At 56.5% G+C, this 19,174-nt stretch carries 17 protein-coding genes and 2 tRNA genes; 16 read left to right on the top strand and 3 right to left on the bottom strand.

The window, feature by feature from the left end:
- Window positions 1-42: 42 nt before the first annotated feature.
- Window positions 43-1,266, bottom strand: coding sequence for an ROK family transcriptional regulator (locus Q0336_RS06495; protein ID WP_298526810.1), 1,224 nt, complete (start codon window positions 1,264-1,266; stop codon window positions 43-45).
- Between the two features lie 33 nt (window positions 1,267-1,299).
- Complete coding sequence (locus Q0336_RS06500; protein WP_298526812.1) at window positions 1,300-2,664, bottom strand: DEAD/DEAH box helicase; 1,365 nt, start codon at window positions 2,662-2,664, stop codon at window positions 1,300-1,302.
- A 441-nt stretch (window positions 2,665-3,105) separates the two neighbouring features.
- Here Q0336_RS06500 and Q0336_RS06505 point away from each other — a divergent pair, with 441 nt between their 5' ends.
- Entirely contained in the window at window positions 3,106-3,555 is a 450-nt protein-coding gene (locus Q0336_RS06505; RefSeq protein ID WP_298526814.1) for a DUF695 domain-containing protein, read from the top strand.
- 6 nt (window positions 3,556-3,561) lie between these two features.
- Entirely contained in the window at window positions 3,562-4,251 is a 690-nt protein-coding gene (locus Q0336_RS06510) for a pimeloyl-ACP methyl esterase BioG family protein (RefSeq protein ID WP_298526816.1), read from the top strand.
- A gap of 87 nt (window positions 4,252-4,338) precedes the next feature.
- Here the strand turns inward: Q0336_RS06510 and Q0336_RS06515 are convergent, their stop codons facing one another.
- Entirely contained in the window at window positions 4,339-5,787 is a 1,449-nt protein-coding gene (locus Q0336_RS06515) for a C69 family dipeptidase (protein ID WP_298526818.1), read from the bottom strand.
- A gap of 467 nt (window positions 5,788-6,254) precedes the next feature.
- Between Q0336_RS06515 and Q0336_RS06520 the strand changes: the two genes are divergently transcribed.
- The 14 genes from Q0336_RS06520 (at window position 6,255) to Q0336_RS06585 (ending at window position 19,113) form a co-directional block, all read left to right on the top strand.
- Window positions 6,255-6,596 carry a hypothetical protein gene (locus tag Q0336_RS06520; protein ID WP_298526820.1) on the top strand — a complete coding sequence of 114 codons (342 nt, stop codon included), beginning with the start codon at window positions 6,255-6,257 and terminating at the stop codon, window positions 6,594-6,596.
- Between the two features lie 43 nt (window positions 6,597-6,639).
- Window positions 6,640-6,996, top strand: a complete 357-nt coding sequence (locus Q0336_RS06525; protein WP_298526823.1) for a cell division protein ZapA — start codon at window positions 6,640-6,642, stop codon at window positions 6,994-6,996.
- Window positions 6,997-7,045: 49 nt separating this feature from the next.
- Window positions 7,046-8,629, top strand: a complete 1,584-nt coding sequence (gene rny / locus Q0336_RS06530; RefSeq protein ID WP_298526826.1) for a ribonuclease Y — start codon at window positions 7,046-7,048, stop codon at window positions 8,627-8,629.
- A gap of 119 nt (window positions 8,630-8,748) precedes the next feature.
- Window positions 8,749-10,194 (top strand): Fe-S cluster assembly protein SufB, encoded by a 1,446-nt coding sequence (sufB, locus tag Q0336_RS06535; RefSeq protein WP_298526829.1) that lies wholly within the window; start codon window positions 8,749-8,751, stop codon window positions 10,192-10,194.
- 55 nt (window positions 10,195-10,249) lie between these two features.
- Window positions 10,250-11,002, top strand: a complete 753-nt coding sequence (gene sufC, locus Q0336_RS06540) for a Fe-S cluster assembly ATPase SufC (protein WP_298526832.1) — start codon at window positions 10,250-10,252, stop codon at window positions 11,000-11,002.
- Window positions 11,003-11,008: 6 nt separating this feature from the next.
- The gene (gene sufD, locus Q0336_RS06545; protein WP_298526835.1) at window positions 11,009-12,226 is read left to right on the top strand and encodes a Fe-S cluster assembly protein SufD; all 1,218 of its coding nucleotides are present in this window, start codon (window positions 11,009-11,011) and stop codon (window positions 12,224-12,226) included.
- 181 nt (window positions 12,227-12,407) lie between these two features.
- Window positions 12,408-13,658 carry a U32 family peptidase gene (locus Q0336_RS06550; protein ID WP_298526838.1) on the top strand — a complete coding sequence of 417 codons (1,251 nt, stop codon included), beginning with the start codon at window positions 12,408-12,410 and terminating at the stop codon, window positions 13,656-13,658.
- A gap of 221 nt (window positions 13,659-13,879) precedes the next feature.
- The gene (locus tag Q0336_RS06555) at window positions 13,880-14,575 is read left to right on the top strand and encodes a hypothetical protein (protein ID WP_298526841.1); all 696 of its coding nucleotides are present in this window, start codon (window positions 13,880-13,882) and stop codon (window positions 14,573-14,575) included.
- Between the two features lie 121 nt (window positions 14,576-14,696).
- A tRNA-Glu gene (locus Q0336_RS06560) sits at window positions 14,697-14,768 on the top strand.
- 27 nt (window positions 14,769-14,795) lie between these two features.
- Window positions 14,796-15,050: a 30S ribosomal protein S20 gene (rpsT, locus tag Q0336_RS06565; protein WP_021667695.1), complete on the top strand. Its 255-nt coding sequence runs from the start codon at window positions 14,796-14,798 to the stop codon at window positions 15,048-15,050.
- 58 nt (window positions 15,051-15,108) lie between these two features.
- Window positions 15,109-15,183: transfer RNA gene (locus tag Q0336_RS06570), tRNA-Glu, on the top strand.
- A gap of 87 nt (window positions 15,184-15,270) precedes the next feature.
- Entirely contained in the window at window positions 15,271-16,449 is a 1,179-nt protein-coding gene (locus Q0336_RS06575) for an ABC transporter substrate-binding protein (protein ID WP_298526844.1), read from the top strand.
- A gap of 433 nt (window positions 16,450-16,882) precedes the next feature.
- Window positions 16,883-17,692 carry a glycogen/starch synthase gene (locus Q0336_RS06580; protein ID WP_298526848.1) on the top strand — a complete coding sequence of 270 codons (810 nt, stop codon included), beginning with the start codon at window positions 16,883-16,885 and terminating at the stop codon, window positions 17,690-17,692.
- Complete coding sequence (locus tag Q0336_RS06585) at window positions 17,689-19,113, top strand: DUF4270 family protein (RefSeq protein WP_298526850.1); 1,425 nt, start codon at window positions 17,689-17,691, stop codon at window positions 19,111-19,113. Before Q0336_RS06580 ends, Q0336_RS06585 begins: the two co-directional genes overlap by 4 nt.
- The last annotated feature ends 61 nt before the right edge of the window (window positions 19,114-19,174 follow it).

Consider the following 19,174-nt stretch of genomic DNA (forward strand, 5'->3'; position numbering starts at 1 on the left):
GGTCGGACTATAAGGCGGTCGAAGATAGGGCGGTTGAGTCAGCTACTTAGCGGGCTCTGCAAAGCGACGGGAGCGGGCGAGCATACACGCTCCGATGAGCCCTGCTCGGTCGCCGAGGGTCGCTGTGCGTATCTGCGTATCTCGGGTGACGACACTCATCGAATAGATACGGATGGAAGCCTCGATCTGCTGGGTGAAGTAGCCTCCTGCATCGGCGAGACTTCCCCCGATGATGACGAGCTCGGGGTTGAAGACATTGATGAGGTTTGCTACCTGCTTGCCGAGCTCTCTGCCCAGTTCACTAAGGACCTGTAGGCAGAGCATATCCTCTTGGGCGCAAGCGCTGATGAGGTCGGACATCTTCAGCTGGCGCCCTGAGGCGACGATCGAAGAGAGCACGGAGCTCTCACCAGCACGGATGCGCTCCTGCACCTTGCGGCACATGGCTTGACCGCTGACTTCTGTCTCGAGACAGCCCTTCTTACCGCAGTGGCAGAGGATCTGATTGTCGAAGGCGGAGATGTGACCAAATTCCCCAGAGAAGCCTGACTTCCCGAAATAGATCTGCTTGTCGAGGATGATCCCGAGCCCTAGCCCCCAGCTGATATTGACATAGAGAGCGGAGCTGATGTTGCTATCCTTAGTACAGCCGGCTGTGAATTCGCCGAACGCTATGCCTCGGGTATCGTTGTCGATAGATACCCTCAGAGCGAGCTTGCTGCTTAGGATCTCCGACAGGGGGCGATCGCCGAAGAAGTTGAAGAGACTATAGCTGTGACCAGTGACGGGGTTGATACGCCCAGGGAGGTTGACGTTGATGTTGAGGATCTCCTTGGGCTGGATGCCATGGCGGGTGATGAAGCCACGGATCTCCTTGCAGATCGCCTCGAGAGCCTCGGGGGTATTCTCTAGGCTGTAAGGGATGTCGTAGTCGGCACAGATCAGTTCGCTCTGCAGGTTGATCAGCCCGATGTGGATGCAGGAGCGCTTGATATCCACGCCGATGAAGTAGCCTCCCTCGGGATCGAGCCCGAAGAGTAGGGGGAAGCGTCCGACACCGATCTCGAGCTTCCCTTGCTCCTGAATGCAACCACCATCCTGCAGCTCTTGAAGGATCTTGGAGGCAGTAGGCACGCTGACATAGAGCTCCTTGGCGATGTCAGTCATCGTCGCCGTCTTGTGCTGGAGGAGGTAATTGATGACACGGAGCTTGTGCAGCCCCTTCTTGGTCTCCTGGCTCAGGTCATCGAGTAGTTTGGATGTCATAAGGATGATAGATGCTAGAGGTGAGGGTGAGGACTACTGCTGAGGCTCTTTCTTTCCAGAGGAACCTTGGAGCCGAGGTTTGCCACGTCCTGGGCGCTTGTTACGGCTTTGGTGCTTCTGTTGCTCTTGCCCAGATTGCTGATGGCCGTCCTTGGGTGCATGCTGGCTGGAGCGTCCACCGCCCTTGCCTCTGCCTCCGCCGTGGCGGGAGGGGCCTCCTCGACCACGCTCGGGGCGACGGTGAGGCTCATAGGCAGGTGTGGGGCCAAAGTCAGCGTCGATGGGGATCTTGTAGATGGTCTTCTCGAGGAACTCTTCGATACGTCCAAAGCCGGGTTGCTCCTTCTCACTAACGAAGGTGATCGCCAGACCCTCGTCATTCCCCCCACGGGCGGTACGACCGATGCGGTGCACGTAGTCCTCGGGGTCATGTGGGATATCGTAGTTGATGACCATGCGGATGCTGTCGATATCGATGCCTCGGGCTACGACATCGGTAGCGACGAGGAGGTCGACATTGCCCGCCTTAAAGCTACGCATCACTTCCTCACGCTTCTCCTGCGTCAAGTCAGAGTGCATCTGCTCGACACGGATATTGAGGCGGGAGAGGGCAGCTGCCAGCTCCTTGACCTTGAGCTTGGAGCTGGAGAAGATGATCGTACGGGTGGGAGGGGTCTCCTTGAAGAGCTGGGTGAGGATGGGGAGCTTCTGTCGCTCGTAGCAGACATAGGCTGACTGGACGATGCTCTCGGGAGGGCGGGAGATGGCTAGCTCCACCTCTGCGGGATCTCTGAGGATGGTGCGAGCGAACTTCTTGATCTTGGGGGGCATCGTGGCGGAGAACATCACCCGCTGGCACTCCTTCGGCAGGGCATTGTGGATCTGGAGGATATCCTCTTGGAAGCCCATATCCAGCATGCGGTCCGCCTCGTCAAGCACGAAGTAAGACACGCCCGAGAGGTCTGCCTGCTGGAGGTTCATCAGCGCAAGGAGTCGCCCAGGGGTAGCGATGACGATCTCAGCACCTAGCGCCATCCCTCGCCGCTGCTGCTCCCAAGCGATCCCGTCGGTACCGCCGTAGATAGCCACGGAAGAGACGGGGAGGAAGTAGGCAAAGCCCTCTACCTGCTGCTCGATCTGGATAGCGAGCTCACGGGTAGGAGCCATGATGACGGCGTTGACCTTGCTCGGGTCACCTTCGCCACGGCTGAGGCGGTTGATGATCGGTAGGAGGTAAGCGGCGGTCTTGCCGGTGCCTGTCTGTGCGCAGGCGATCATATCACGACCTTCGAGGAGGAGGGGGATCGTAGCTTCTTGTACGGGAGTCGTTTCAAAGAAGTTCATGGCCTCTAGGCCATCGAGCACCTCGTCCTCAAGATCTAGTTCGTCGAAATACATAGTCTCTGATTGAGTTATGAGCAAATATACCGCTTTTCTTACAATATCTGGATGGTTAAGCCTCAGATCCTAAAAAATATCCGAATATCCTCCCCGAGATCCTAAAGGAAAGTGTTGCTCTCTGGCGGCGGAAGTCCCTGAGCCAAAATTAGGGCTGCTCCAAGCCCTGTAGATACGGCTCTTCTAAGCCCCCCAAAAACGACCCACGGTAGGTCGTCGAAAAAACCTACTGTGGGTCGGTTGACCGACCTACCGTGGGTCGTCGAGGCGACCTACAGTAGGTTTTATTTTGCCCCTCCCCGAGCCTCTCCTCCCGAGGCTTCGCTCACCAGTCCCGAGACTTCCCCAGCTTCTCTGTATCTTTGCGAGCAAAGTCCTCGGGATGAGCCCTCTAAGGGAAGGCTTCAGACCCTAGGCTAGATTGACAAAAAGAGAAGAACTATGATACTGACTGATGACTGGTTCACGACACTGAGCCATACCGAGGCGGGGGCACTCGTCTTCGTGACTGTGCGCAAGGGGATCGAAGGCTTCCGCTCCAGCGGGAAGCTCCGTGTGCGTGTAGATATTAGTTGGCCGTATCCCGCCGAGGCCGATGGAATGCCCGACGAAGAGACCGCCCGACTCATCGAAGACATCGAGCCCAAGCTCCGACGGATCATGGAGCGGGACAAGCTCGCCATCCTCACGGGGAACTATACAGGCGGCGGGCAGAAGGATTGGACCTTCTACACACGTCACCTCCCCACCTTCGGCGAGCGACTGAATGCTTGCCTTGAGCCCTATCCTACCCTTCCTCTGGATATTCACTGCGAAGAGGATCCCGACTGGGAAGACTATGCGGAAATGCTGGCACTCGAGCAGCCCGAGGACGAAGACGGCGAAGCCTAACCCGTCATGAAGCAACTCTTTATCCCAAGCTCTTCCTCCGCCTCTTCCCGCCGGCTCATCCTCTACTTCAATGGCTGGGCATTGGGTCCCGTAGCTATCGAGCATTTGACCGAGGAGCAGGGCTATGATCTGCTTGTCCTCTGGGACTATCGGGATGATGCGCTGGACTTTGACTTCCACCCTTATAGGGAGCTTCGTCTCGTGGCATGGTCAATGGGTGTATGGGCGGCCGACCGCTTCTTCTCGGAGCATCCCCGCCTAAGAGAGCACCTTGTCTCGGGCACGGCGGTAGCTGGGACGGGTTACCCTATGGATGATGTCTACGGTATCCCCGAGACGATCTATCAGGCGACGCTCGGGAGTATTACCGAAGAGAATCGGGTGCGCTTCGATAGACGTATGCTCGGAGGGAAGACCTATCGTCACCTCTACGAAGATGTGCGTGAGCGCCCCACGGATGTCATCTACGACGAACTCCTTCGTCCCTACACCATCGAGCGTGACCGCCCTCGTCCCGTGCCCAAGCCTCAGGCGCAGGGTCTCTGGTCTCATGCCTTCATCGGCGACGATGATCGAGTCATCCCACCCCTAAGTCAAGAGACCTATTGGCGGGAGCAAGGGGTGCCCTTCACCCTCATCGAGCGAGGTGCTCACTATCTCCTCAGCCACTTCCGCCACTGGCATGAGCTGTGGTAGTCGCCCCGCCTAAGTACTGAAATATCAGAGCCGAGATCCCCACTCTACTGAGGGTCTCGGCTCTCTGGTTTTTGGAGGGAGGAGGGGCTAAGCGCCGTGGAACTCGTACTCGGCTTGGATGTCTTCCGTTAGGCGAGTGAAGAGCGTTTCGATCAGTTCGTCCGTGACATCTAGAGCGGAGCGAAGGAGCTGGTCAGAGAAGGCCTGAAGTAGGTCTTGCGCCCGTAGAGGCTGGGTCTTGTAGATGGCCAGATACTGCTCTTCCATCTCACGCTGACGCTGGTCGGCTTCGGCTTCGAAGGCGGCATAGGTCTCCTTGATCAGCGGGGCATAGCGGTTGTAGTTCACCATGCCGAGGGCTTGCACCTTGCGGAACTTCCAGTAGGCGGACTCGTGCGACGAGTGGTTGGTGCCCTTGGTGTATGCCTTGGGATAGGAGTGGACACCCTGATAGAGGGGGAGGAAGACACCGAGGTCAGCCATCCCTAGGGCGACATAGTTCACTCGGCCGATGGCCTGTGGTAGCTCGGAGCGCACCTGCAGGATATGTGTCTGCGTCGTGCGGAAGATGGAGACGGGGCGATAGACCTCCTTGGGATTCTGATGGAGGTAGGGGTCGTGGTCGGTGCCGTCGTAGTGGAAGCGGAAGAGTTCGCGGAGCTTACAGAGAGAGATGGGTTCGGAAGCTTGGGCGAAGACGGGGAAGGTATTCCGTGTGACATCGTTGGGGATGGATGGGCTGAGCTTCCCCTGCAAGCCCCAGACACGAGGATAGTTGTAAGTCGTGTCGAGCTCTACATCTCGGATATAGGCTTCGTGGAAGTCAAAGGCTCCTCGGTTGGGGTCATAGAGCCCGTGCTGGATAGCGAACTCGATGAGATCCTCCGAGGCGAGGTAGTTCGCCTTGTCCAGAGGATCGTACTGACGGAAGCGGCTCTGATTGCCCGTGACGAAGTACTGATCTTCGGGCATACGTGTAGCGAGCCAGCGGTGTCCAGAGGCGGTCTCCAGATACCAGATCTCGTGACTGTCGACGAAGCCGACACCGAAGCCTTCGGCCACACCGTGCTCGGTGATCAGAGCGCCCAGACGCTCGACACCCTCACGGGCGGAGCGGATGTAGGGCAGGACGATGTTGAAGACCGAGTTCTCAGCCACACCTTCGGGGACGAGGGGGTCGGCTTGGAGGGCTCGGTCACTGCTGAAGATACTTTCGGTAGCACTCATCCCCACACCAGCGGTATTGAAGCCCGCACTTCCCCAGTGTCCGTGCAGGTGGTAGGGGGCAAGGGCGGAGTAGCCGAGCGCTTCCTTGGGTAGGTCGCAGCGGAAGGGGCTATCGAGGGCGACGAAGCGCTCGGGGCCCTGCTCGGTATCTCGATAGAGCTCTAGGTTCTTCGCTAGGACAGCGTTCCAGTCTTCGCTACGGGCGACGATCATGGAGCCATCAGCGGTGTGCTTACCACCGACGATGATGGTGGTGCATTCGGAGGGGTAGCGGTCGGTGGACGGCTGTCGGAGGTTTTCCTGTTCCATGTCTTTCTGTATTTGTAGTTGAGTGAATGGGCGACGCACACTTTTGGGGTGAATGCGGGGCTCGGTGTATCGACTACAATGTTACGGCTTTTTGCGGGGAGCATCAATACCTAAAAGGGGGGATTTCTACCTATCGAAGGGGCAGAGGACGGTAGCCGATTGTACATTTTCGCTATCCGCTCTGAGACTGCTCTCCCGCAGCCCCCAAAACAACCCTACCGTGGGTCGCCGAAAAAACCTACTGTAGGTCGTCTCGGCGACCCACGGTAGGTCGGTCGACCGACCCACAGTGGGTTTTCAGAGCGACCCACCGTAGGTCACTTTTTAGTCCCTCGCTACAGCGGGTCTGGTAGGATGGTGTCTCCCGCACTTCGGGTAGCGTGCAGATAATCCCACTCGCTTAGACGCTTTTAGCCCTCCTCCCAGTAAAAAAACGTACCTTTGCGCCTACAAGGAATGACGACGCTATGACCCAAGCAGAAGACGCAGAGCTCCAGCGCCTAGAAGTCAATATCCAACGTCTCGTTGGGATTGTCGCAGAGCAGAACGAGAAGATCGCTCAGCTCAAGGAGCTTCTCCTGCAACGGGACGAAGCTCTTCGTGCGATGCAGGAAGAGCTTCAGTCAGCGCGACGACACGAAGCTACCGTAGCCCTTGCCTCGGCCCTCAGTACACCTCGTGCAGAGGACGATCGCCGACAGGAGGCTCGGAAGCTCCTCGATGGGATCATCAGTCAGTTGGATCGCTGTATCAGCCAGCTCGCTACCGAGCCGGAGACGATACACGAGTCTGAACCCGAGATCAAGTAAGAGACCGAATAGCTAGGGACTCTATGAGCCCTGCTCCCGATATATGGAACCCGATACCAGCCTAGAGGCTCAGCAGCGCATTACCCTCGCTGTCGAGCATGCCCGCCTCTCGCTCCGTGTCCCTCGCTCCGAGGAACGCCTTTACCGAGAGGCTGGGGAAGAGCTTGCCAATACGCTGCGTATCTACCGCCGGAAGTATCCCAATCGCTCCGAGGTGCCTAACGAAGGCTACCTAGCGATGGCTGCTATCGATATCGCTACCCGCTACAAGCAGGTGCACGCCTCTCTCGAGGCGCACACCCAAGAGTTGACCCCGAAGCTCCAGAAGCTCAACGGCCAACTTGAGAAGCTGATCCGCCAGGCTCGCGAGCTTATTGATTCGCCCCTCGCTTCGCCCTGATCGCCACAGCGTCCCTCTCCTTCAGCACTACTTTTATTATCGACAAGGAATGGGAACAATTACCATCATCATCATTTGCATCGCCGCGCTCCTGCTCGGCGCTGCCCTCTCGTGGCTTCTGACGGAGCGTGTGCTCGGTCAGAAGACCCGATCTATACTCGCCGAAGCGCAGCGCGAAGCCGAGGTCCTGAAGCAGAAGAAGCTACTTGAAGTCAAGGAGAAGTTCCTCCAGCTCAAGGGTGATCTAGAGCAACAGGTCGCTCAGCGCAATAATAAACTCAAGCAGATCGAGGGTCGCCTCAAAGCTCGTGAGCAAGAGCTCTCCCAGCGTCAGAGCGACGTGGAGAAGCGCAACCAAGAGATCGATGTCCTCAAGGAGAAGCTCGCCCTGCAGAGCGAAGGTGTCGAGCTCAAGAAGGAAGAGTACGAAGTGAAGAAGGCGGAATTCGAAGAGAAGAAGGCCGAACTGGAGCTGCTCCGTCAGAGCGAACAGAAGCGTCTCGAAGCCCTCGGCGAACTGTCCGCCGACGAAGCTCGTGAGCGTCTCATCGAGAGCCTGCGTGCCGAAGCTAAGGATCAGGCTCAGGGCTATATCAATGAGATCGTCGAAGAGGCAAAGATGACCGCAAACAAGGAGGCGAAGAAGATCGTCATCCAGTCCATCCAGCGTGTCGCTACCGAGACGGCGATCGAGAACTCCGTCACCGTCTTCCACATCGAGAGCGATGAGATCAAGGGCCGTATCATCGGCCGTGAGGGGCGTAATATCCGTGCTCTTGAGGCCGCTACTGGCATCGAGATCATCGTCGACGATACTCCCGAAGCCATCGTCCTCTCTAGCTTCGACCCCGTGCGCCGTGAGGTGGCACGTCTTGCCCTTCATCAGCTCGTGCAGGATGGTCGTATCCACCCCGCCCGCATCGAAGAAGTGGTATCTAAGGTGCGTAAGCAAATAGAAGAAGAGATCATCGAGACGGGGAAGCGTACTGTCATCGACCTTGGGATCCATGGCATGCACCCCGAGCTCATTCGCCTCATCGGGAAGATGAAGTATCGCTCCTCCTACGGGCAGAATCTCCTGCAGCACTCCCGTGAGACCGCCAACCTCTGCGCCGTCATGGCCAGCGAACTCGGCCTTAACCCCAAGCATGCTAAGCGTGCAGGTCTTCTCCATGACATAGGTAAGGTGCCCGATGACGAGCCCGAACTCCCACACGCTCTCCTTGGGATGAAGCTCTGCGAGAAGTACAAGGAGAAAGCCAATATCTGCAATGCCGTCGGCGCTCACCACGACGAGATCGAGATGGAGAGCCTTATCGCTCCTATTGTACAAGTCTGTGATGCCATCAGTGGCGCTCGTCCAGGGGCTCGCCGTGAGATCGTAGAGGCCTATATCAAACGTCTCAATGATCTAGAGCAGCTTGCCCTCTCTTACCCTGGGGTGGTGAAGACCTACGCTATTCAGGCAGGTCGTGAGCTACGTGTCATCGTCGGGGCAGAGAACACCGACGACAGCAGCATCGCTACCCTTTCGGCTGAGATCGCTAAGCGTATTCAGGATGAGATGACCTACCCTGGGCAGGTCAAGATCACCGTCATCCGCGAGACCCGCAGCGTCAGCTACGCCAAGTAGCTAAGGGGGATGTGAGGGGTAGACTCTTGCTCCTCGCTCACCCGAAGATGATATGTGGCAACTAAATTCCCTCGCTCCGTGTTTACAGATCAAGAGGAATAACCATCCATATTCATTGCATGCAAGATAACGATCAGATCATCGACGAGGTCACCTCGAGCGATTATAAATATGGCTTCACGACGGACATCGACACCGAGACCATCGGCAAGGGACTCAGCGAAGAGACCGTACGCCTGATCTCGGCGAAGAAGGAAGAGCCAGAGTGGCTCCTCGAATTCCGTCTAGAGGCTTTCCGTCACTGGCTGACGCTTCAGCAACCCGACTGGGCCCTGCTGAAGATCCCCCCTATCGATTACCAAGACATCATCTATTACGCTGCTCCGAAGAAGAAGCAGGGACCCAAGAGCCTCGATGAGGTAGATCCCGAGCTCCTGCGTACCTTCGAGAAGCTGGGTATTCCCCTAGAGGAGCAGAAGATCCTCAGTGGGATCGCCGTAGATGCTGTGATGGACTCTGTCTCCGTCAAGACGACCTTCCGTGAGACACTCGCCGAGAAGGGCATCATCTTCTGCTCCTTCAGCGAAGCCGTCCGTGAGTACCCCGACCTCGTCAAGAAATATCTAGGTGCGGTCGTACCCTACACTGACAATTACTTCGCAGCGCTGAACTCCGCAGTCTTCAGTGACGGCTCCTTCGTCTACATCCCCAAGGGGACACGCTGTCCGATGGAGCTCTCCACTTATTTCCGTATCAACGCCATCAACACGGGGCAGTTTGAGCGTACGCTCATCGTCGCCGACGAAGGTGCTTACGTCTCCTACCTCGAGGGTTGTACCGCTCCCCAGCGTGATGAGAATCAGCTTCATGCCGCTATCGTCGAGATCATCGTCGAGCAGGATGCTGAGGTGAAGTATTCGACCGTGCAGAACTGGTATCCTGGTGATAAGGAGGGCAAGGGTGGGGTCTACAACTTCGTCACCAAGCGAGGCCATTGCCGTGGTGCTCGCTCTAAGCTCTCTTGGACACAAGTGGAGACGGGTTCGGCGATCACTTGGAAGTACCCCAGCTGTGTGCTCGAGGGGGATGACTCCGTAGCAGAGTTCTACTCCGTAGCGGTGACGAATAACTTCCAGCAGGCCGACACGGGGACGAAGATGATCCACCTCGGTAAGAATACCCGTAGCCGTATCGTCTCCAAGGGGATCAGTGCAGGGCAGAGTCAGAATAGCTACCGTGGCCTCGTATATGCTGGTCCGAACGCAGAGAATGCCCGCAACCATTCGCAGTGCGATAGCCTTCTGCTCTCTGACCGCTGTGGCGCTCATACCTTCCCCTACGTACACGTAGATAATGACACCGCCATCGTCGAGCATGAAGCTACCACGAGCAAGATCAGCGAAGATCAGATCTTCTACTGCCAGCAGCGTGGTATCGGAGTCGAAGAGGCAGTAGGCCTCATCGTCAATGGCTACGCCAAGGAAGTCATGAACAAGCTCCCGATGGAGTTCGCTGTCGAAGCACAGAAGCTACTCTCCATCTCACTTGAAGGCTCCGTAGGTTAGTCCTTCTAGGTGAGCATACCCACACCATCCTTATTACTACCCATATCATAGATATATGCTTAAGATAGAGAACCTCCATGCATCCATTGGAGATAAAGAGATACTAAAGGGGATCAACCTCACCGTCGGCAAGGGGGAGATCCATGCCATCATGGGACCCAACGGCTCGGGGAAGAGTACCCTCTCCTCGGTCCTCGTAGGGCATCCCACCTTCGAAGTCACTGAAGGATCAGTCACCTTCGAAGGGCAGGATCTGCTCGAGCTCGAGCCAGAGGAGCGTGCTCATCTAGGACTCTTCCTCAGCTTCCAGTACCCCGTGGAGATCCCAGGGGTCAGCATGGTGAACTTCATGCGTGCAGCCCTGAACGAGCGTCGCAAGGCTGCTGGCCTCGACCCACTGCCTGCAGCAGAGTTCCTCAAGCTGATGAAGCAGAAGCGTGAGCTCGTCGAGCTGGATAGCAAGCTAGCTAGCCGCTCGGTCAATGAGGGCTTCTCCGGTGGTGAGAAGAAGCGCAACGAGATCTTCCAGATGGCGATGCTTGAGCCCAAGCTTGCGATCCTCGACGAGACGGACAGTGGTCTGGATATCGATGCCCTGCGTATCGTCGCTAAGGGAGTCAATGAGCTTCGTAGCCCTGAGACTTCGACCATTGTCATCACGCACTACCAGCGTCTCTTGGACTACATTCGCCCTGACTTCGTCCATGTCCTCTACAAGGGACGTATCGTGCGCTCTGGTGGGCCTGAGCTAGCGCTTGAGCTCGAGAAGCGTGGCTACGACTGGATCAAGGACGAGGTAGGAGAATAAGGGTCTATGGAAGCGATCACCAAGCAGTATCTCGATCTCTACGCTGCCTACAGCCAAGAGCTACGAGAGTGCCCCCAGCTCCTCGGTCACTACCGAGAAGGGGCTTACGACACCTTTGCTCGCCTAGGACTCCCTCGCTTCAAGAGCGAAGACTACCAGCGTACAGATCTGGCGAAGCTCTTCGCTGGCGACTGGAAGTTCCTCCTCTCCGAAGGGTCTCCCTACTGGGCATCTCAAGCCTTCCCTGAAGGGATCTTCATCGGTGCTCTCTCTGACTTCATTCGCCTCTATCCCGAGGTGGCCAAGGAGTACTACGGACGCATTGCCTCGGCAGAGACGGACCCCCTTGTAGCACTCAATACGCTCTTCACCGCTGAGGGCTTCGTCGTCTATATCCCTCGAGGAGCGAAGATGCCTGGGCATATCGAGCTCCGTTCCATCCTACCCAGCCGAGCTGGGCATATCTCCGTAGAGCGTGCGCTCATCATCGTCGAAGATGATGCCGAAGCTACGCTGTACTTCGAGGATTGTCCCGAAGAGGCTGGTCGAGCTATGGCACTGCGCACCCTCGAAGTCTATGTAGGGCGTCGAGCTCGCTTTGCCCTCATCGACCGAGAGGAGTCTAGCGAAGAGCGTATCCGTATCACTTCGACCTACGTCCGTCAGATGAAGCAGAGTGTCGTCGATCTAAGTGGGCTAACGCTTGCTAATGGCACGACACGTAATAACTTCTTCATCAAGCTAGCAGAAGAGGAGGCCGACCTCAAGGTCTCAGGCTTCTCTCTGACGGCAGGAGGTGCACATACGGATAACTTCTCCTTCATCGAGCACGCAGTACCGCACTGTACCTCCGATGAGCTCTTCAAGTATATCCTCCGTGACGAGAGCCGAGGTGTCTTCACGGGTCGTATCCTCGTAGCGCAAGATGCGCAGAAGACGCAGGCCTATCAGAATAACCGCAACCTGCTCCTCTCTCCTTCGGCTCGCATGCAGTCGAAGCCCCAGCTGGAGATCTATGCCGACGATGTGAAGTGCTCCCACGGGATGACCACGGGTCAGCTCAGCGAGGAAGCGCTCTTCTACATGCGTCAGCGAGGCATCTCCCTTGAGGAAGCTCGCCTGATGCTCAGCAATGCCTTTGCTTCGGATGTCCTAGCTCGTATCCCTGTCGAAGAGCTAGCCGGCACCCTTCGCTCCCGTGTAGAGGAGCGCCTGCGCCGATAGCTTCGGCACCATCCATCCCCTTCTCTAGAGACCAGCCCTCTGAGCGGTGTCGCTACGATGCGCCAGAGGGTTGGTTTTTATCTAGGTTTACTAGCCTGTCCCGTCCCTTGTGATCCTCCGAGAGGAGCTTATCCTAGGGTGGGAAGGCCCCCTTTCACTTGATCCATCTATTTACTCCCCTATGAATAGGAAAGACTACGAGATCATGGCTCCCGTAGGGTCGTATGAGTCACTCATGGCGGCCATCAATGCGGGTGCCGACTCGATCTACTTCGGTATCGAAGGCCTCAATATGCGCTCGAAGAGTGCGAATAACTTCACGACCGAAGACCTTCATAAGATTGCTTCGATCTGTCGTGACCACGATGTCAAGAGCTACCTCACCGTCAATACCATCATCTACGACGAGGACCTAGAGCTCATGCGTGAGATCATCAATGAGGCGAAGGCAGCGAAGGTATCTGCCATCATCGCAGCGGATGTCGCTCCCATGCTCTATGCTCGTAGCATTGGTGTCGAAGTGCACCTCTCCACCCAGCTCAATATCACCAATGTCGAAGCCCTTCGCTTCTATGCGCAGTTCGCTGATGTCGTCGTGCTGGCTCGTGAGCTGAACATGGATCAAGTCGCAGCGATCCATCGGGCGATCCTCGAGGAGCCCATCGTAGGTCCCGCAGGCCAGCCTATTCGCATCGAGATGTTCGCTCACGGTGCGCTCTGTATGGCCGTCTCGGGTAAGTGCTACCTCAGCCTGCATGAGCAGGGCAAGAGTGCCAACCGAGGTTCGTGCTCGCAGATCTGCCGTCGCTCCTACGAAGTCAAGGATAAGGAGACGGGGATCGAACTGGAAGTCGACAACCAATACATCATGTCTCCGAAGGATCTCAAGACGATCCACTTCCTCAACAAGATGCTGGATGCTGGCGTGCGTGTCCTCAAGATCGAAGGCCGTGCCCGTGGTCCCGAGTATGTCGATACCGTCGTGCGTGCCTATCGTGAGGCTGTGGATACCTACTGCGCAGGCAACTTCACCGAAGCCAATGTAGAGAAGTGGGATAATCACCTCGGGCAGGTATTCAACCGAGGCTTCTGGAATGGCTATTACCTCGGGCAGCGTCTAGGGGAATGGACTTCCAACTACGGCTCTTCGGCTACGAAACAGAAGATCTATGTCGCTAAGACCAATAAGTACTTCTCCAAGATCGGTGTTGGTGAGTTCGCTGTCGAGAGTGGTGAGATCAAGGTCGGTGATGAGATCATCATCACGGGGCCCACTACGGGGCTCGTGCGCCTCACCATCGAAGAGATCCGTGTGGAGATGGAGTCCGTCGAGAAGGCCGTCAAGGGTCAAGTCTGCTCCATCGCCGTGCCTGAGAAGGTGCGCCCTGGAGATCGGGTCTATCTCTTCACCGATCGCAAGGTGATGCAGTAGCCTTCGATACCCCCATTTAGAAACCCACAGTAGGTCGTCGAGGCGACCCACTGTGGGTCGTCCTTGCGACCTACGGTAGGTTTTTTCGACGACCTACCGTAGGTCGTTTTTTTGCTCATGCTATCTTTGTGCTTAGAGCCTCCCTAGGGCGAAGCGTTTTCATAGCCGATCTATGAGTGCAAAGGTCCAAGGGGAACGACCGTCTGATACAATCAATAGCTATGCTCCGCTCCAAGACTTTTTCGCCGCTTCGACTCCGTCCTCGGAGCTTCTCCCTCTTCCTGCTTTTTTTCTTCACGCTCCTCTCTTTCGGGGCGGAGGGTTATGCCCAGAAGCAGATCATCCCCCTGCGTAGCTATGACCAGATGCCTCCAGTCGAAGGTTGGCTTGTCGGTGCCTATCCAGACTATTACTTTGAGGACCAGCATCAGGACTTAGATAAGTTCGCTGGAGAGTGGAAGGGGGTGGGGCCTCAAGGGCACCAGTGGCGTGCTCGGATCGCTGTCTTCAAGAAGGTGAAGAATGATCGAGGAGAATACATGGATCTCCTTGGCTTGGAGCTCTCGATCACCAAGGACGGAGAGGCGTGTGTGACCCCGACGGAAGATTTTGTCCCGAATACCCCTTACCTCATGGGCGACAGGCTGGTCTGTGGCCTAGACGAACGAGAGGCTTACCCCGATGTCTATGCCTTTGTCTTCTCCTACCGAGGGGCGGAGGAGCAGTATCGAGGGACTGCGTCGAAGATGATCCTCAGGATCAATCCGACGCATGATGAGATCGTGGTACATCGGAGCTTCTCGATGGCCTTTGATCCGTATGAGCCCGCAGTGCCCGACTATCTCCTCGGGGAGGAGGCGGAGGCTGATGTCTGCACGCTGCGCCGCATTGGGAGGGCAGAGGGCGAGAAGAAGTAGGCTACCTATTTATATAGGGAGTTGTGGATAATTCGTCTCGGATGTTTGGTGGATCAAGAATTTGTTATACCTTTGCACTCGCAACTGAACCCCATTGTGTGGATCGGTTGAATATTTGGGAGGCCCATTCGTCTATCGGTTAGGACGCAAGATTTTCATTCTTGAAAGGGGGGTTCGATTCCCCCATGGGCTACGATAACAACAAAAAAGAAGATACAAAATGGCAAATCATAAGTCATCCATTAAGAGAATTCGTCAGACGAATGCACGTCGCTTGCACAACCGCTACTATGCCAAGACGGCTCGTAACGCAGTGCGTCGCTTCCGTGCACTGACGGATGCTGCAGAAGCTCGCGCAGCTCTGCCTCAGCTGAGCTCTATGCTTGACCGCCTTGCTGGGAAGAATATCATCCACAAGAACAAGGCTGCTAACCTCAAGAGCAAGCTCGCTAAGCAGATCGCTCGTCTGGGCTAAACCGCCACGACTCATTCGCTGTCGCCTTCACCACACGGTAGGGTAGATAGCTCTAGGCGGCCCATTCGTCTATCGGTTAGGACGCAAGATTTTCATTCTTGAAAGAGGGGTTCGATTCCCCTATGGGCTACCACGCAGAAGCACTGATGCACACCTCTCTAGAGGGATGGCATCAGTGCTTTGCTCATTTAGTACCCTCACCTTATCCAAGCCTTATCCCATGTCTTACTTCCGTACCCTTCTGGTCGGTCTCTCGGCTCTGCTTCTCTTTTCGCTCCCTGCTTGTCAGGGCAAGGGTAGTCAGACCACCCAGACCGACAGCGTCAGCCAGCAGAGCTCCGAAGACTTTGCTTATGCTGTCACCTTCACCCATGCTCAAGGCATCCGAGTGGAGAATCATCCTGACTACAAGCGTATCACCCTCATTCACCCCGACGAAGGGCATGAGCTGGCGACCTACATCCTCTATCCTCGAGGGAAGGAGCGCCCTAAGCTCTCGGCCGAACCGACGGAGTACGTGCCCGTGCCCATCCAGTCGCTTGCTTGTCTAGCTACCCCGCAGGTCGGAGCTCTCCCACTACTTGATGCCGTTGACCTCCTCGTGGGGGTAGGCGATCCCGACTATGTCTCCGAGAAGCCACTGCGTGATCGCATCGAGGCGGGCAAGGTAGAGACCATCGCCAAGGGGATGGCGAAGGACATTGAGCGGATCGCCCTCCTTCGCCCCGAAGTGCTCCTGCAGGACCTCATGGGGGAGCAGGATCAAGACAAGGAGCTCCGTGGGGCGGGGATCCACATCCTGCAGGACAATGAATGGAAGGAGCGCACCCTGCTGGGGCGTGCCGAGTGGCTGAAGTTCATCGGTCTTCTTGTGGGGAAGAATAAGCTTGCTGCAGAGCGCTTCGCCGAGATCGAGCGCGACTACCTTGCGGCCAAGGCCTTGCTCCCCTCCGCCGAAGAGGCTCTGCCCACACTCTACGGGCAGGACTATCAGGGCGCATGGTATCTCCCTGGGGCTTATAGCTATGTGGCAGATATGCTTCAGGATGCAGGGCTACGTGCCGAGGTGACTCCCGACGTAGTCACGGGTAAGCCCGTCAGCCTCGAGTACATCTTCGCTCATCACCGAGGAGACAAGATCTGGATCGCTCAGCCCATGTCCCAGATCCGCACGCTGAGTGACTTCCTCGCACTGAATGCCCACTACAAGGACTTCGAGGCAGCCCGCTCGGGGAAGATCCTTGTTCCCAATAAGCGGGTCAGTGCCCTCGGGGGTAATGATGTCTGGCAGACGGGTGTCTACCGACCTGACCTCATCCTCAAGGATCTGATCCGTCTGACCCGTCCCGAGTTGCTCCCCGACTACGAGCCCGTCTACTGGATGGAGCTCGCTCGCTAGGCGCATTTCAGTACACCCTCAAGACGGGTAGAAAAACGACCCACGGTAGGTCGCTGAAAAAACCTACTGTAGGTCGCCTGACCGACCTACCGTGGGTCGCAGAGGCGACCTACAGTAGGTTTCTTTTTGCTCGCCTGCTAGTCCCCTCGTGTGGGGCAGTGTAGAGGTCTAATGCTTCGAGGTGCGCCTCTAGGGTAGAGCCGATTAGTCGTGCCATTTGCTCTCCGCTTCTCCTCTCGCTCTTGTCCCTTGGTGCTCGAAGGAGATTATCGGGGTGCTGTACTCTTGGCATTCGTGCTGGAGCTTCCAGGTGCATAGGCTTAGCTCAGAGGGAAATTCCGTATCTTTGTATAACTTCCGTCTCCCATAGACGGCGGGTATCTTAGCCCTATCCCATGTCGGATAGGCACCTCAATGTTTAATCGATAGACGTATGAAATCAAGACGAATATTGTACATCTCACAGGAGATCTTCCCTTACCTCCCCGAGTCGGACATCTCGATGACGGCTCGCAAGCTGTCGCAGGGGATTCAAGAGTTAGGAAATGATATCCGTATCTTCATGCCCCGCTTCGGTCTGATCAACGAGCGACGCAATCAGCTGCATGAAGTCATTCGTCTCTCGGGGATCAATATGATCATCAACAACAATGATCATCCGCTGATCATCAAGGTGGCTTCGCTCCCCACAGCACGTATGCAGGTGTACTTTATCGACAACGATGATTTCTTCAAGCGTAAGAGCCTCTTCGAAGCTGACCCCAAGGCGCAGACCAACGACAACGACGAGCGCTCTATCTTCTTCGTCCGAGGTGCTCTCGAGGCGATCAAGAAGCTCCGCTGGATCCCAGATATCATCCATTGCCATGGGACATTCACTGCTCTGGGGATGCTGTACCTCAAGAAGTTCTACCACGATGACCCTTGCCTGAAGAAGGCTAAGATCGTCTATTCGGTCTACGATGAGCCTGCTCCCGTTGATATCCCAGAGGGGCTCTTCGAGAGCTTGAAGTTCGACAAGTTCAAGCCTTCTGCCCTCTCCATCCTCGACGGTAAGACAGACTACGAGGCACTGAACCGCCTAGCTATCCACTACGCCCATGGTGTCGTGCAGGGTAGCCCCGAGCTCTCCCCCACACTGCGCCAGCATATCGAGGAGAGTGGCGCTCACTTCCTGCCCTATACAGCGCTCGAAGAGAGTGCAGCGGCTCATAATGAATTCTACAAAAAGATCCTTCCATGAAGCAACTACTCCGTCCCCTCTTCTTCGGAGCCTTTGCTCTAGCAGGCACGCTGGCTAGCTCCTCATGTAGCGATGACACACTCTCGCGCATCGGAGAGAGCATCCAGCCTGGACACGACAAGATCGAGGGTGAGGCTACGACTCTGGAGTTTGATGGCCAAACGATCGCTACCCCTACACTCTATACAGATGGTACTCGTTCGCTCCTAGGAGCACTGATCGACCACACGGGCTCGACAGTCACGGGGGAGTTCATCAAGCAGATCCGTACGGCTAATCCCGTCGCTTTCTCCGAAGCGGGCAATGCCCAGCTCACCATCGACTCCGTAGACTTCCGCATCTACTACGACCGAGTCGAGGGGGAGAAGACCTCGGAGATAAAGGTCAATGTCTATCAGCTCGCTGCTCCCGTCTCAGCCCAAGGTACGACGAGCCAGACCCTCGGAGCTTATCGCAAGGGGGCTACCCTCCTTGGCTCTGCGACCCTTCAACCCTCGCAAGGGAAGCCCGTGCAGAAGGGTTCTTCGATCAACTACCTCTCCATCCCCCTCACGCTTGACCTAGGGAAGAAGCTCTACGAAGCCTCTATCTCTCCGACGCTGAAGGATGCCTTCGCTACGCAGGCTCGCTTCGATAAGGAGATCTTCCCAGGCTTCTATGTAGCTCCTGCTACGGGTAAGGGCTTCCTCCTCGAGATCGCCGAAGTAGCCCTCCTCGTTCACTACAGCGTGCCCAAGAAGGACAAGCCTACCGAGCGTGTCCGCTATGTCAAGAGCTTCGTCGATACCAAGCTTACGGCTCGTCTCAATGCCCTCAGCAGTGGTGATGTGTCGACCCTCACAGCGAGCTCTGCCGAATACACCTATGTCAAGGGACCTGCTGGTGTGACGACGCAGTACATCCTCACGGTAGACCAGCTCAATAAGCTCCTCAAGACCACCCCTAAGCCCACGACACTCCCTGTCCCCTCGGGCTTCATCGGTCGCTCTTGGATGCTGGCGGATGCCAACTTCTCCATCCAAGTCAAGAGCCCCGAAGGTCAGCTGACGAACCTCCCCGACTACCTCCTCCTCTTGCCCGCAGATCAGGTGAAGGCGTACTTCTCTGCTGAGGTGCAGACCCTGCAGGCAGGTAAGTCCTATCTGTCGAAGAAGTACGAGGCGAAGGACAACGCCTACCAGTTCAACAACATCGCTCGTATCGTCACGGAGCACCTCGCTAAGCATGCGACCTATACCGAAGCGAGTGGCTGGACGATCTCGACTCCCCTCACGCTGAGTCTCGTGCCCGTAGCGGTCACCCTTCAGCAGAATACCATCACGGGGATCTCCGAACTCATCCGTCCTAGCTTCGTCCGCCTCTCGAAGGCTTCGAAGGACCTCCGAGTGAGCTTCGTGAGCGTACAGCTCCAGCAGAAGTAATTCCTATCCAAGCCGCCCACAGAGATTAGGCCAGCGTTCTTCCTCAGCGAAGAGTCTCCTG

Source organism: uncultured Porphyromonas sp. (genome assembly GCF_938039215.1).
Lineage (GTDB): Bacteria > Bacteroidota > Bacteroidia > Bacteroidales > Porphyromonadaceae > Porphyromonas.

Bases quoted from the DNA above. Each gene is read 5' to 3' on its own strand.
- Q0336_RS06525 (WP_298526823.1), top strand. From the start codon at position 6,640: ATGGAACCCGATACCAGCCTAGAGGCTCAGCAGCGCATTACCCTCGCT.
- Q0336_RS06550 (WP_298526838.1), top strand. From the start codon at position 12,408: ATGAATAGGAAAGACTACGAGATCATGGCTCCCGTAGGGTCGTATGAG.
- sufB (WP_298526829.1), top strand. From the start codon at position 8,749: ATGCAAGATAACGATCAGATCATCGACGAGGTCACCTCGAGCGATTAT.
- Q0336_RS06500 (WP_298526812.1), bottom strand. From the start codon at position 2,664: ATGTATTTCGACGAACTAGATCTTGAGGACGAGGTGCTCGATGGCCTA.
- Q0336_RS06515 (WP_298526818.1), bottom strand. From the start codon at position 5,787: ATGGAACAGGAAAACCTCCGACAGCCGTCCACCGACCGCTACCCCTCC.
- rny (WP_298526826.1), top strand. From the start codon at position 7,046: ATGGGAACAATTACCATCATCATCATTTGCATCGCCGCGCTCCTGCTC.
- Q0336_RS06585 (WP_298526850.1), top strand. From the start codon at position 17,689: ATGAAGCAACTACTCCGTCCCCTCTTCTTCGGAGCCTTTGCTCTAGCA.
- Q0336_RS06510 (WP_298526816.1), top strand. From the start codon at position 3,562: ATGAAGCAACTCTTTATCCCAAGCTCTTCCTCCGCCTCTTCCCGCCGG.
- Q0336_RS06580 (WP_298526848.1), top strand. From the start codon at position 16,883: ATGAAATCAAGACGAATATTGTACATCTCACAGGAGATCTTCCCTTAC.
- Q0336_RS06520 (WP_298526820.1), top strand. From the start codon at position 6,255: ATGACCCAAGCAGAAGACGCAGAGCTCCAGCGCCTAGAAGTCAATATC.
- Q0336_RS06555 (WP_298526841.1), top strand. From the start codon at position 13,880: ATGCTCCGCTCCAAGACTTTTTCGCCGCTTCGACTCCGTCCTCGGAGC.
- Q0336_RS06505 (WP_298526814.1), top strand. From the start codon at position 3,106: ATGATACTGACTGATGACTGGTTCACGACACTGAGCCATACCGAGGCG.
- sufC (WP_298526832.1), top strand. From the start codon at position 10,250: ATGCTTAAGATAGAGAACCTCCATGCATCCATTGGAGATAAAGAGATA.
- Q0336_RS06495 (WP_298526810.1), bottom strand. From the start codon at position 1,266: ATGACATCCAAACTACTCGATGACCTGAGCCAGGAGACCAAGAAGGGG.
- Q0336_RS06575 (WP_298526844.1), top strand. From the start codon at position 15,271: ATGTCTTACTTCCGTACCCTTCTGGTCGGTCTCTCGGCTCTGCTTCTC.
- sufD (WP_298526835.1), top strand. From the start codon at position 11,009: ATGGAAGCGATCACCAAGCAGTATCTCGATCTCTACGCTGCCTACAGC.
- rpsT (WP_021667695.1), top strand. From the start codon at position 14,796: ATGGCAAATCATAAGTCATCCATTAAGAGAATTCGTCAGACGAATGCA.